Genomic DNA, 12,478 nt, shown 5'->3' with positions numbered 1-12,478 from the left:
TGGACTCATCTGCCGCCGCACCGTCGGTGCGCTCCCTCCCCCTTGCGGGGCGGGGTCGGGGGTGGGGGTCTCCAGACGCTGAATTTCGTTGCGTTCGCCAGCGCGTCAAATGCGCTTGGTGCGGTCGCAACTCTCGCCGGACGCCCTTCGTCCACCCCCCTCCCGTCATTGCGAGGAGCGAAGTGACGAAGCAATCCAGGACCGAGGAAATGACTCTGGATTTCTTGGCTCGCAATAACGCGGTGGCACCCGCCCGCGGACCTATCGCTCAGCTTTCATATAGAGCGCGACTCGCGGACCCCCACCCCCTCCCCGCAAGGCGGAGGGGAGTTCACCGCCTTCGGTGTGAGTAGCAGACTCCAACTCGCTAACAGAAAAAGGGGTGGGGGCTTCGTCGACATGAGTCGCCGCTCGGCCTGAAGTGGCAGGTCAGGCCGTGGCCGCATGATCGATCGGATGAGCGTCGAAGCGTCAGGGTCGACGTTTCAACCGTGAAGCCCCCACCCGTCCTGGCCGTCAGGCCAGCTCGGATGAGCCGCGTCGCGCGGCTCTGATGTCAGGAAGGGTGAGGCCGTGTGCGGCGGTGACAGTCCTGCTCCGACGTCCGCGGCAGGATCAATCGCGTCGCGTGCATCACGATGTCAGTCATGCTGGGCGATCCCCCTTGTTCGACGGCCGGACGCCGCGAGCCCCCTTGGGTTCCCGCAACCTAAGGGTGCGACTCTTAAGATAAGCCCAATGCGGACGCCGGCATTCCCTTCAAATGCCGCGCAACACGCGAAAAAGCTTCGTATCGACTGTTGCCTGCTCGATCGATTGCGAAGCACGTTCGAGAATCGAACATCATCCACGACACGGTCGTCCGGAGATCAGCTCGACGTCCGCGCCCAGATGTCTTCGATTGGCACGGGAGGCGTCACACGGAAGATGTCGTCGATGAGCCGGCCGAGTTCGTCGGCGCTCTCGATGATCCGCTCCTCGATCACGTCTCCGTCGCGCGCCTGCCGCTGATAGCGGCGGCTGACCAGCTTGTGACGCACGCCGGGCTCGACACGCTCCATCATCAGCGTATGCGTGGCCGGCACGTTCGGGCTGGTCGACGTATACCAGCTGCCGAGCACATAATCGGCATGGATCTGCGGCACGAGGTCGAACGCATACATCATGCGCCAGCCCGTCGGCTGCTTCGCGCTGACCGTATAGAGCCCGTCCCACGTGCCGATGCGAAACGTTCCCATCGGCGTCTGCTGCTCGGAGCCAACTTCGAGACGAATGGGCGCATCCATCATGCAGATGCCGAAGCCGACATCGACGAGATGCGGATAGCCGTCGACCTTGACCATCAGCATCATGTGCTGGCGCGGCCCGAGCGGATCGGTCGGCGCCGAGCGCCAGCGCACGCGCCCCGTCAGGCCGCTGACCTCAAAGCCGACCGCTTCCAGCACCGCCTGGAACAGCACGTTCTGCTCGAAGCAGTAGCCGCCGCGGCGGCCGAGCACGAGCTTCTGTTGCACCGACGGCAGGTCGACATGGACGGGACGGCCCATTAGCGGATCGAGCGCCTCGAACGGCAGCGCGTCGACATGCGCGGCCTGCAGCGCTGCGAGCGTCGACAGGTCGGGCGCGAGCGGCCCGCGATGGTCGATGCGGGCGAGATAGGAATCCAGTTGAAGCTCACCGGCCATCGTCATGCCTTCCGTCAGCTCTCGATGCGCTTCCAGATCACCTCGACGGGCACCGGAAGCGTGACGCCGAACACCTCCTCGATGACGCTGCGCAGCGCATCGGGCGTTTCGATGATCCGTTCGCTCCGCACCTCGCCATCACGCGCCTCGATGACCAGGCGGCGATTAACCAGCTTGTAGCGCGCCTCACGCGTCAACCGCTCCAGGATCAGCATCGAGGTGAACGGCGTCAACGGGCTGGTCGAGGTGTACCAATTGCCGAGCACGTAGTCGGCGTGGATCTGCGGCGCGAGGTCGAAGACGTACATCGTGCGCCAGCCGGCGGGCTGCTTCGCCGCGAGCCAATAGAGCCCATCGGAGAGCGTCAGGCGGAACGTGCCCATCGCAGTCGGCTGCTCGACGTCGGGCACCATCTGCAACGGCGTATCGAGCAGGCAGGAGCCGAAACCGACATCGGCGAGATGAGGCCCCTCCGGCAGGTCCACCTTCAGCATCATGTGCGTGCGCGGCGTCAGCGGCGCGTCGGCATCGAGCCGCCAGCGCACCCGCGCCGAGAGCGGCGTCACCGCAAAGCCGATCGCCTCCAGCGCCGCCTTCAGCAGCGCGTTCTGCTCGAAACAATAGCCGCCGCGGCGGCCGTCGACGATCTTGGCCTGCACCGACGCGAGATCGATGTTCACGGGACGGCCGAGCAGCGGATCCAGGCCCTCGAACGCGATCGCATCGACATGCGCCGCCTGCAATCCGGCAAGCGTTTCGAGCGTCGGCGCCAGCGGCCCGCGATAGCCGATGCGCACGAGATATTTATCCAGATCGAATGCGCCCGGCATCGGCTCTGCTCCCTGTCTCGGGCGAGCCCATAGCACGACGCCGCCGTGCCCGGCCAGACCGGGACCGCGCACGTGCCCAAGCTCGGCTCATCCCGTCTGCCGGCTCCAGCGCTCGGCAAAACGATGCAGCGGCAGGAAGGTCTCCAACAGCTCGCGCCCCAGTGGCGTCAGCTCGTAGCCGCTGTCGCCCAGCACGATGAAGCCCGCCTCGCGCAGCTCGTCCAGCCGCGCCTGCAACACGGTCGGCGAGGCCTCGTCGCAGGCCGCGCGCAGCGCTCGGGAGGTCAGGGCGTCGTCGCGCAGCTCCCAGACGATGCGCAGGCACCAGCGCCGGCCCAACAGATCGAGCAGCGCCATGACCGGCCGGCCCGAGCGCGAGCCGCGCACCCGGCGCGGTTGAACGTCTTTCGGCACGAAAACTCTCCAACAGCTTGCCAAGCGCTACGGAAAGCGTAGCATACCGCTACAGTAAATGTAGCACCGCACAGGAGGAACCGCCATGCCCCGGATCGCCCCGCTGCAGCCGCCCTATCCGGCCGACATCCAGGCGCAATTCGACCAGATCATGCGCGGGGCGCCGCCCTTGATGCTGTTCCGGGTGATGGCCGGCCATGCGCGCGCCTGGACCAAATTTCGCGGCGGCAGCCTGCTCGACCGCGGCCCGCTGTCCCTGCGTCAGCGCGAGATCGTCATCGATCGGACCTGCGCGCTCAATGCGTGCGAGTACGAATGGGGGGTGCACGTCCGCATCTTTGGCACAGACGCCGGCCTGACGGCGCAGCAGATCGACGCCACCGTGAATGCACCGGCCGACGCGGCGTGCTGGTCGGCCCCCGAACAAGCCCTGATCGCTGCGGTCGATGCCTTGCACCAGCGGTCGACCTTGAGCGAGGACGAATTCACCCGCCTCCGCCTGCATCACGATGAGGATCAGGTGCTGGAAATCATCCTGCTGTGCGGCTTCTATCGCACCGTGTCGTATGTCGCGAACGCACTGCAGCTGCCACTGGAGGCCGATGCGGCACGATTCAACGCAGGCTGACCGGTCTTCCCAAGCGCGCGGCAGCCGGGCGCCCGCAAACGACGCTTCGAGCTAGGCCACCCCTGCCCGCAGCAGATCATGCATGTGCAGGATGCCGACCGGCCTGGCGCCGTCGGTGACGATCAGCGTGGTGATCTTGGCGGAGTTCAGGATCTCCAGCGCCTCGGAGGCCAGCGCCTCGCGGCGGACGGTGCGCGGGTTCGCGGTCATGATCTCCTCGACCGATGCGGACAACAGATCGGCACGCATCTTCCGCCGGAGGTCGCCGTCGGTGATGATGCCGGCGACGTGGCCGCGAGCATCGACGATGACGACGCAGCCGAGTCCCTTGGCCGACATCTCGGCCAGCGCATCCGGCATGCCCGTGCCCAGCGGCTTCAGCGGCACCGCGTCGCCCGAGCGCATCAGGTCCGAGATGTGCTTGAGCATGGCGCCGAGCTTGCCGCCCGGATGGAAATTGGCGAATTCGAGCGCGGTGAAGCCGCGGCCTTCCAACAGCGCGATCGCGAGCGCATCGCCGATCGCCGCCTGCATCAGCGTCGAGGTGGTCGGCGCCAGATTGTGCGGACAGGCCTCGCGCGCCTTCGGCAGCTCCAGCACGATGCGCGCCGCCTGCCCCAGCGACGATTGCGCATTGGAGGTGATCGCGATCAGCGGGATGGCGAAGCGCTTGGTGTAGTTGACCAGCGTCTTCATCTCCGGCTGCTCGCCGGACCACGACAGCGCGATGACGACGTCGTCGGAGGTGATCATGCCGAGATCGCCATGGCCGGCCTCGGCGGAATGGACGAAGAAGGCGGGCGTTCCAGTCGAGGCGAGGGTCGCGGCCATCTTGCGGGCGACGTGGCCGGACTTGCCGAGACCGGTGAGGATCGCCCGGCCCTTGGCCTGGCGGATCAGCTCGACGGCGGCGGCGAAGGCCGGCCCCAGAGGACCGCGCAGTGCAGCGGAGATCGCGGCAATGCCATTGCTGCCGGCGTCGAGCGTGCGCAGCGCCGACTGGATATCTGCGTTTGCGGGAGCGGCTTCGGGCAACGGCTTCGATCTCGGCATGCGGACTTCCAAGGCTGAACAGTCAGGCGCCGCTCTTTAGCATGGGTAAGGCAGCAAGGCGCCATCAACAGCCCATTAACCATATTTGTTTTTACTCCCTTAACGAGGCGGTTTGCCGGCGGCGCGGGTGTCCCGACGACGCATTTGATTTTGTTGGAGTATTTTTCATCGTGGGATGGAGGCCTGACAGCGGCCGCGCAGGACGCGCGATAAGGCGCGCGATGTGGCGCGGCGCCTCCGCCGCATGCCTGCTGCTCGGCGCGCTCGGCCCCGATGCGGCCCATTCCCAGACCATCGACGCGTTCCGGCCGGTGCGCGACGGCTTCCTCGCCCCGCAGGACTCCCCGCTGCGGCGGACCGTGGTCAGCGGCCTGACCGATGCCGTACCGACGCCAGGGCTGCCCGCGACGCCTGCGCCGACCAGCTCCACCGCACGACGAAATCTGGTTCCCCTGCCCGGTGTGCCCGCGGCGAGCGGCGCTGCCGAATTCGGCTATGATTCGCTGAACCGCAATCGGAAGAAGCCGAAATACTATCCCGCCCAGGCGCGGCCCAAGCCGCCGCCGGGCCCCGGCACGCGACCTTCCGGCGAGCTGACCGGGCAGTTGCGTCCGACCTTGCCGCCGTCGGCCACAGCCAACAGGCAGCCGGTCCCGGCCGCCATGGCGGGCACGGTGCCCGGCCAGCCGCCGCGCAAGCGTCTCAAGATCGACGACGACCCGTTCGGCGCAGTCGGCGATTACGCCGGCCCGTTCCTGATCAAGGGCGCGGTGGAGCTCTCGGCCGGGTATGACAGCAACCCGGCCCGCCTCGCCAGGCCGCGCGGCATGCCGGCTTGGATGATCGCGCCGGAATTTTTGGCGGTGTCGAACTGGGAGCGTCACGCCCTCGTCGCCGACCTGCGGGGCTCCTTCACCGGCTATGGCAGCACCCTGCCGGCTATCATGGATGGCGGCATCAATTCGGCGCCGACCACGCTCGACCGCCCCGACTTCACCGGCCATGTCGACGGCCGCCTCGACGTCAGCCGCGACACCTCGGTCGGCGCCCAGCTGCGGCTGCGCGCCGCGACCGACAATCCCGGCAGTCCCAGCGTGCAGGCCGGATTGGCGCGCTATCCGGTCTACACTACGCTCGGCACCACCATCGGCATCGACCAGCGCTTCAACCGGCTGCAGATTTCGGCGGGCGCCACCGCCGACCGCACCAGCTATCAGCAGAGCAAGCTGACCGACGGCACGATGACGTCGAACGACGACCGCAACTACAACCAGTTCGGCGGCATCGGCCGGGTGTCCTACGAGGTCATGCCGGGCCTGAAGCCGTTCGCGGAGGTGCAGGGCGACAGCCGCGTGCACGACCAGCGGGTCGACCGTTCGGGCTATCAGCGCGACTCCTCGGGCGGCTACGCCAAGGCCGGCACCTCGTTCGAGTTCACCCGGCTTCTGACCGGCGAGGTTTCGCTCGGCTATGCCACGCGCAGCTATGTCGATCCGCGGCTGAACCGGCTGCAGGGCTTCCTCACCACGGCCTCGCTGGTGTGGTCGGCGACGCCGCTGACCACCGCGCGCTTTCTCTCCGACACGCAGCTCGCAGAGACCACGGTGGCCGGCGCCTCCGGCGTGCTGGTGCGCACCTACACGGTGCAGGTCGACCACGACTTCCGGCGCTGGCTGACCGGCATCGGCAAGTTCAGCCTCGGCACGCTCGACTATCAGGGCTACGGCCGCAGCGACCGCACCTATTCGGCCGAGGGCAACCTCGTCTACAAGATGTCGCGGAACGTCTGGGTCAAGGGCACGCTGCGCTACGACAAGCTCGACTCCAACATCACGGGTGCTGGGTCGTCCGGCACGGTGGTGATGCTGGGCGTAAGACTGCAGAATTGAGCAGGAATCGTAGGGTGGGCAAAGGCGCGCAGGCTCCGCTCTCTCCGCATATTCCCTATGAGTTGGCGCGACGTGCCCACCGTCTTGCGCGCGATGCAGATGGTAGGCACGGCACGACACGGCTATCGCCGCGTCGTTCCTTTGCCCACCCTACGGCACCTACGCCGCAGCCACCGTGAGCTGGGCGCCGTCGGCCTGCACGATGCGGACGCGGCTGCCGGCCGGCGTATCCGGGCCGGCGACGCGCCACACCGTGTCGTCGATGCGGACGGTGCCATTGCCGCCGACGATCGGCTTCTCCAAGGTGAACTCGCGGCCGACCAGGGCCGCCGAGCGGCGGTTGAGGAACGGATTGTCCCGCGACGGCGCCGCACTCGCCCGCGCGAAGCGCCGCCACAGCGGCACGGCGGCGATCGAAAACAGCGCGAACAGCAGGATCTGCAGTTGCCATCCCGGCGCAAACGCAAACGACAGCAGCCCGACCAGCAGGGCGGCGAGGCCGAGCCAGAACAGGAAGATGCCCGGCGCGAGCAGCTCCAGCGCCATCAGGATGATGCCGAAGATCAGCCAGTTCCAGGTGCCGAGCGTCACGAACATGTCGCTCATCAGTGTCCTCCCTGCGTCAAGCCTGCGGTGGCGTCGGCGGTTTCGGGGCCGTCCCCGCTGACGGCACCGAGCCGCCGCGGCGCGCGGCTGCCACGGCCGAAGCCGCGCTCTCGCCGAACGTCGCCTTGGCGATCTCACCGATGCCGGCGAGCGAGGCCAGCATGCCCGTTGCCTCCAGCGGCAGCATGATCACCTTCTGGTTCGGCGAGTCGGCGAGCTGGCCGAACGCCTTGATGTATTTGTCGGCGATGAAGTAGTTGAGCGCGGCGACGTCGCCCTTGGAGATCGCGTCCGACACCATCTGCGTCGCCTTGGCCTCGGCCTCCGCGGCGCGCTCGCGCGCCTGGGCATCGAGGAAGGCCGACTCGCGGCGGCCCTCGGCCTGCAGGATCTGGCTCTGCTTGGCGCCCTCCGCGCGCAGGATCTCCGACTGCCGCTGGCCCTCGGCCTGCAGGATGTCGGCGCGCTTGACGCGCTCGGCCTTCATCTGCCGGCCCATCGCCTCGACCAGGTCGGCCGGCGGCACGATGTCCTTGATCTCGATGCGGTTGACCTTGAGGCCCCACGGCGACACCGCGGCGTCGACGACGCGCAGCAGCCGCTCGTTGATCTCGTCGCGATGCGACAGCACCTGGTCGAGATCCATCGCGCCCATCACCGAGCGGATGTTGGTCATCGTCAGCGTGACGATCGCCTGGTTGAGGTTCGACACCTCGTAGCTCGCCTTGGCGGCGTCGAACACCTGGTAGAAGGCGACGCCGTCGACCGTCACGGTGGCGTTGTCCTTGGTGATGACCTCCTGCTCGGGGATGTCGATCACCTGCTCCATCATGTTGATCTTGCGCCCGATGCGATCGAAGAAGGGCACGATGATGTTGAGGCCCGGCGACAAGGTGCGGGTGTATTTGCCGAACCGCTCGACGGTCCAGTCGAACCCCTGTGGCACGGTCTTCACGCCGGAATACAGCGTGAAGATGACCAGCAGCACCAGCGCTATGGCGAAAATGTCGAAACCGCTCATGGATCCTCCAAGGGAGGAGACGATCGTCCCCTCACCAGCCTCTGCAGCCATCACGATCTAGGGATTACTGCATGATTTTGTCGGGGATCCGCTAGGGGCGGTTCAGGAAAGTATTTTCGAGGCGCGGACGGTCGTCCGACTTGCGCCGGCGGGCGGCTCACCTAGCGGGCCGGCAATACCGCCGACGGCTCAGAGCCAGCCCTTTACAACCAGCCCTGCAGCTCGCGCAGCACCAGCTGCCGCAGCACCTCCATGCCGGGCGCGCTGTCGTTCAGGCACGGCACGGCGGAGAATTCCTCGCCGCCATTGTGCTTGAAGATCTCGCAATTCTCGCCGGAGATCTCCTCCAGCGTCTCCAGGCAGTCGGCGGAGAAGCCCGGCATCACCACGGCGATGCGCTTGACTCCGTCCTTGGCGAGCTTCTCGATGGTCTTGTCGGTATAAGGCTGCAGCCACTCCGAGAAGCCGAAGCGCGACTGGAAGGTCAGCAGCAGCTTGGTGTCGTCCATGCCGAGCCGGCTGCGCAGCAGCTCGGTGGTGGCGACGCACTGCTCGCGATAGGGATCGCCCTTGTCGACATATTCCTTGGGCATGCCGTGGAACGAGGCCACGATCAGCTCGGGCTTGTACGCCAGCGTCTTCAGATGATCCTCGATCGAGACCGCCAGCGCCTCGATGTAGAAGTCGTCGTTGTAATAAGGCGGCGTCACCCGCAGCGTCGGCTGCGCGCGCAGCTCGGTCAGCACGCGGAACGCCTCGTCGCACACGGTCGCCGAGGTCGCGGCCGAATATTGCGGATAGAGCGGCACCACCAGGATGCGGTCGCAGCCCTTGGCCATGAGACCATCGACGCCAGCCTTGATCGACGGATTGCCGTAGCGCATTGCCCAGTCGACGATGACGTGGCTGCGATCGGCGATGCTGGCGGCGAGCTTCTCGCTCTGCGCGCGGGTGATCGTCTTCAGCGGCGATTCGTTCTTCTCGGTGTTCCAGATCGATTGGTAGTCTTTCGCCTTCTTGCGCGGCCGGACATTGAGGATGATCCCGTTGAGGATGATCTTCCACAACAGGCCCTGGTCCTCGATGACGCGGCGGTCGGACAGGAACTCCTTCAGATACACCCGCACGCCGGCGGCGTCGGCCGTATCCGGCGTCCCGAGATTGACCAGCAGCACGCCGACACGTGACGTGCTCGCGGCCGGCAACGGCCTGACGTCGACAGGCCTGGCATTGTCCAGAGAGATGGCGGCGGTCATGATGCCCGTGACTGCTGAAGGGCGTGGCTTGGCGGCTTGTTTCGACATTGTCAAGATAAGGGCCATTTCACCGATGTCATCGGGCTGGAGGAGCCATGACGATTGCCGAATTGTGCATTTTCGCCAGCGTGATGCTCTACCTCTTAACGATCCTGCCGGCGAAATGGATCAGCATCGACGGTGCCGGGCGCTATGACAACGCCCGGCCGCGAGATCCCGCCTTCTATGCCGGCGGCATCCGCGAGCGGGCGCTGGGCGCCCATCAGAACGGCATCGAGGCGTTCCCGTTCTTTGCCGCGGCGGTGCTGCTGGCCGAGTTCCGCGGCGCGCCGCAGAACTTGATCAACGAGCTGTCGGTGCTGTTCGTGATCGTGCGCACCGCCTATGTGCTGACTTACGTCGGCAACCGGCCGTCGCTGCGCTCGATCCTGTGGGCGATCGGGTTTCTGATCACCGTCGCGATCTTCTTCCTGCCCCTGCTGCGCCAATACCTGCCGGTTTGAGTGGGCCGGTTTCCGGACGTGAGACGCGTCACATCTCCGTGCCCGCCGGGATGCTAACCACAACGGCTATGGGGGCTCCGTCTGTACGCCTTTCGTTTCTCCTTTGATCCGGTCCGCTGCGGCCAGTTGATTGGATTTGACGGCGAAATTCCCTATAGGGCGGAGTGAATTCGACTGCCGCAGCGGCACTGTGAGGCCGCCAGAGGGATCGTGATGACTTTGACCAGCTCGGCCCCCGCGCGCGCGCCGCGCGACCCGGGAAATTACCAGACCGCCCTGCAATCGACGGTGCGGGCGGCAGCGGACTGGCTGATCGCCAATCAGAAGCCCGACGGTCATTGGGTCGGCCGCGCCGAATCCAACGCCTGCATGGAGGCGCAATGGTGCCTGGCGCTGTGGTTCATGGGGCTCGAGGAGCATCCGCTGCGCAAGCGCCTGGGCCAGTCGCTGCTCGACAGCCAGCGCCCGGACGGCGCCTGGCAGGTCTATTTCGGCGCCCCCAATGGTGACATCAACGCGACCGTCGAGGCCTATGCCGCGCTGCGCTCGCTCGGCTTCCGCGACGACGAGCCGCCGGTGCGCCGCGCCCGCGAATGGATCGAGGCCAAGGGGGGCTTGCGCAACATTCGCGTGTTCACGCGCTATTGGCTGGCGCTGATCGGCGAATGGCCGTGGGAGAAGACCCCCAACATCCCGCCCGAGGTGATCTGGTTTCCGCTCTGGTTTCCGTTCTCGATCTACAACTTCGCGCAATGGGCGCGCGCCACCCTGATGCCGATCGCGGTGCTGTCGGCGCGGCGGCCGAGCCGGCCGCTGCCGCCCGAGAACCGGCTGGACGCGCTGTTTCCGCATGGGCGCAACGCGTTCGACTACGAGCTGCCGGTGAAGGCCAATGCCGGCGGCTGGGACAAGTTCTTCCGCGGCGCCGACAAGGTGCTGCATGCCCTGCAGAACCTCGGCAACAAGCTCAATCTCGGCCTGTTCCGGCCCGCGGCCACCAGCCGCGTACTGGAATGGATGATCCGCCACCAGGATTTCGACGGCGCCTGGGGCGGCATCCAGCCGCCCTGGATCTACGGCCTGATGGCGCTCTACGCCGAGGGCTATCCGCTCAACCACCCCGTTCTCGCCAAGGGCCTCGATGCCCTGAACGATCCCGGCTGGCGGGTCGATGTCGGCGATGCCACCTACATCCAGGCGACCAACAGTCCAGTGTGGGACACGATCCTGACCCTGCTCGCCTTCGACGATGCCGGCGTGCTCGGCGATTACCCCGAGGCCGTCGACAAGGCGGTCGACTGGGTGCTCGACCGCCAGGTCCGCATGCCCGGCGACTGGTCGATGAAGCTGCCGCACGTCAAGCCGGGCGGCTGGGCGTTCGAATACGCCAACAACTATTATCCCGACACGGACGACACCGCCGTGGCGCTGATCGCGTTGGCGCCGCTGCGCCGTGATCCGAAGTGGCAGGCCAAGGGCATCGACGAGGCGATTCAGCTCGGCGTCGACTGGCTGATCGGCATGCAGAGCGAGGGGGGCGGCTGGGGCGCGTTCGACAAGGACAACAACCAGAAGATCCTGACCAGGATCCCGTTCTGCGACTATGGCGAGGCGCTCGATCCGCCGTCGGTCGACGTCACCGCCCACATCGTCGAGGCGTTCGGCAAGCTCGGCATCTCGCGCAACCATCCCTCCATGGTGCAGGCGCTGGACTATATCCGACGGGAGCAGGAGCCGAGCGGCCCGTGGTTCGGCCGCTGGGGCGTCAACTACGTCTACGGCACCGGCGCGGTGCTGCCGGCGCTGGCCGCGATCGGCGAGGACATGACCCAGCCCTATATCGGCCGCGCCTGCGACTGGCTGGTCGCAAATCAGCAGGCCGATGGCGGCTGGGGCGAGAGCTGCGCGTCCTACATGGATGTCAGCGCCGTCGGCCGCGGCTCCACCACGGCGTCGCAGACCGCCTGGGCGCTGATGGCGCTGCTCGCCGCCAACCGGCCCCAGGACCGGGAAGCGATCGAGCGCGGCTGCATGTGGCTGGTCGAGCGGCAGTCGGCCGGCACCTGGGACGAGCCGGAATTCACCGGCACGGGCTTTCCTGGTTATGGCGTCGGCCAGACCATCAAGCTCAACGATCCCGCGCTGTCTGAGCGGCTGATGCAGGGCCCGGAATTGTCGCGCGCATTCATGCTCCGCTACGGCATGTACCGGCACTACTTCCCCCTGATGGCCTTGGGCCGCGCGCTGCGGCCGCAGGGGCACGGCACCACGGCATCGGCGCCTTCGCTGTCGTCCCGGCCTTGAGCCGATTGCGTGATATGCAACTACTTATAAAGGACAAATTCGACCGAAAGTATTTTCGTGCTCGCATTTGTCCAAGATCAGCAGCTTACCCGTCCTCCCGCCAGCCATCCACTCGCCGGGGAGGAAGGTCATTCATTTCATCAGCTCTCGGCCCTTCATCCGGTGGGATTGACGATGGAGGCTGGCATGAGCGTTACAAGCGATCGTGCATGCAGCCCGGCGCGTCGAAGCGCTGAAGCCAATTCTCTGGGAGGTTCGTCGTAACTTTCGTCGGTCAGACGAAACAGTG

11 protein-coding genes are annotated in these 12,478 nt (G+C 66.5%); 4 read left to right on the top strand and 7 right to left on the bottom strand.

What is annotated here, in order from left to right:
- Positions 1-869: 869 nt before the first annotated feature.
- The 3 genes from QX124_RS01760 to QX124_RS01750 form a co-directional block, all read right to left on the bottom strand.
- On the bottom strand, positions 870-1,685 hold the full coding sequence (locus QX124_RS01760; protein WP_315795940.1) for an arylamine N-acetyltransferase family protein: 816 nt from the start codon (positions 1,683-1,685) through the stop codon (positions 870-872).
- 14 nt (positions 1,686-1,699) lie between these two features.
- Positions 1,700-2,515: an arylamine N-acetyltransferase gene (locus QX124_RS01755; protein ID WP_315795938.1), complete on the bottom strand. Its 816-nt coding sequence runs from the start codon at positions 2,513-2,515 to the stop codon at positions 1,700-1,702.
- A gap of 87 nt (positions 2,516-2,602) precedes the next feature.
- Complete coding sequence (locus QX124_RS01750; protein WP_315716709.1) at positions 2,603-2,872, bottom strand: winged helix-turn-helix transcriptional regulator; 270 nt, start codon at positions 2,870-2,872, stop codon at positions 2,603-2,605.
- Positions 2,873-3,014: 142 nt separating this feature from the next.
- Here QX124_RS01750 and QX124_RS01745 point away from each other — a divergent pair, with 142 nt between their 5' ends.
- Entirely contained in the window at positions 3,015-3,557 is a 543-nt protein-coding gene (locus QX124_RS01745; protein WP_315795936.1) for a carboxymuconolactone decarboxylase family protein, read from the top strand.
- Between the two features lie 51 nt (positions 3,558-3,608).
- On the opposite strand, the gene QX124_RS01740 is transcribed toward QX124_RS01745, so the two are convergent.
- Complete coding sequence (locus QX124_RS01740) at positions 3,609-4,610, bottom strand: KpsF/GutQ family sugar-phosphate isomerase (protein WP_315795934.1); 1,002 nt, start codon at positions 4,608-4,610, stop codon at positions 3,609-3,611.
- Between the two features lie 170 nt (positions 4,611-4,780).
- Between QX124_RS01740 and QX124_RS01735 the strand changes: the two genes are divergently transcribed.
- The gene (locus QX124_RS01735) at positions 4,781-6,499 is read left to right on the top strand and encodes an outer membrane beta-barrel protein (RefSeq protein ID WP_409997650.1); all 1,719 of its coding nucleotides are present in this window, start codon (positions 4,781-4,783) and stop codon (positions 6,497-6,499) included.
- Between the two features lie 159 nt (positions 6,500-6,658).
- On the opposite strand, the gene QX124_RS01730 is transcribed toward QX124_RS01735, so the two are convergent.
- The 3 genes from QX124_RS01730 to hemH form a co-directional block, all read right to left on the bottom strand.
- Complete coding sequence (locus QX124_RS01730; RefSeq protein WP_315779171.1) at positions 6,659-7,105, bottom strand: NfeD family protein; 447 nt, start codon at positions 7,103-7,105, stop codon at positions 6,659-6,661.
- A 16-nt stretch (positions 7,106-7,121) separates the two neighbouring features.
- Positions 7,122-8,126: an SPFH domain-containing protein gene (locus tag QX124_RS01725; protein WP_315716547.1), complete on the bottom strand. Its 1,005-nt coding sequence runs from the start codon at positions 8,124-8,126 to the stop codon at positions 7,122-7,124.
- A gap of 203 nt (positions 8,127-8,329) precedes the next feature.
- Positions 8,330-9,382 (bottom strand): ferrochelatase, encoded by a 1,053-nt coding sequence (hemH, locus tag QX124_RS01720; protein WP_315772396.1) that lies wholly within the window; start codon positions 9,380-9,382, stop codon positions 8,330-8,332.
- A gap of 95 nt (positions 9,383-9,477) precedes the next feature.
- Between hemH and QX124_RS01715 the strand changes: the two genes are divergently transcribed.
- Both QX124_RS01715 and shc read left to right on the top strand, forming a co-directional pair.
- Positions 9,478-9,885 carry an MAPEG family protein gene (locus QX124_RS01715; RefSeq protein WP_315795930.1) on the top strand — a complete coding sequence of 136 codons (408 nt, stop codon included), beginning with the start codon at positions 9,478-9,480 and terminating at the stop codon, positions 9,883-9,885.
- Between the two features lie 213 nt (positions 9,886-10,098).
- Positions 10,099-12,189, top strand: a complete 2,091-nt coding sequence (gene shc / locus QX124_RS01710) for a squalene--hopene cyclase (protein WP_315795929.1) — start codon at positions 10,099-10,101, stop codon at positions 12,187-12,189.
- The last annotated feature ends 289 nt before the right edge of the window (positions 12,190-12,478 follow it).

The sequence above is a fragment of the Bradyrhizobium sp. SZCCHNRI3043 genome (assembly GCF_032377735.1).
Taxonomy (GTDB): Bacteria; Pseudomonadota; Alphaproteobacteria; order Rhizobiales; family Xanthobacteraceae; genus Bradyrhizobium.
The sequence above is the reverse complement of the archived record's forward strand: the minus strand, read 5'-3'. Positions and strand labels throughout refer to the sequence as shown.

What these genes read in the sequence shown, in the direction of transcription:
- QX124_RS01760 (WP_315795940.1), bottom strand. Translation starts at nt 1,685, where the DNA reads ATGGCCGGTGAGCTTCAACTGGATTCCTATCTCGCCCGCATCGACCAT.
- QX124_RS01755 (WP_315795938.1), bottom strand. Translation starts at nt 2,515, where the DNA reads ATGCCGGGCGCATTCGATCTGGATAAATATCTCGTGCGCATCGGCTAT.
- QX124_RS01750 (WP_315716709.1), bottom strand. Translation starts at nt 2,872, where the DNA reads ATGGCGCTGCTCGATCTGTTGGGCCGGCGCTGGTGCCTGCGCATCGTC.
- QX124_RS01745 (WP_315795936.1), top strand. Translation starts at nt 3,015, where the DNA reads ATGCCCCGGATCGCCCCGCTGCAGCCGCCCTATCCGGCCGACATCCAG.
- QX124_RS01740 (WP_315795934.1), bottom strand. Translation starts at nt 4,610, where the DNA reads ATGCCGAGATCGAAGCCGTTGCCCGAAGCCGCTCCCGCAAACGCAGAT.
- QX124_RS01730 (WP_315779171.1), bottom strand. Translation starts at nt 7,105, where the DNA reads ATGAGCGACATGTTCGTGACGCTCGGCACCTGGAACTGGCTGATCTTC.
- QX124_RS01725 (WP_315716547.1), bottom strand. Translation starts at nt 8,126, where the DNA reads ATGAGCGGTTTCGACATTTTCGCCATAGCGCTGGTGCTGCTGGTCATC.
- hemH (WP_315772396.1), bottom strand. Translation starts at nt 9,382, where the DNA reads ATGACCGCCGCCATCTCTCTGGACAATGCCAGGCCTGTCGACGTCAGG.
- QX124_RS01715 (WP_315795930.1), top strand. Translation starts at nt 9,478, where the DNA reads ATGACGATTGCCGAATTGTGCATTTTCGCCAGCGTGATGCTCTACCTC.
- shc (WP_315795929.1), top strand. Translation starts at nt 10,099, where the DNA reads ATGACTTTGACCAGCTCGGCCCCCGCGCGCGCGCCGCGCGACCCGGGA.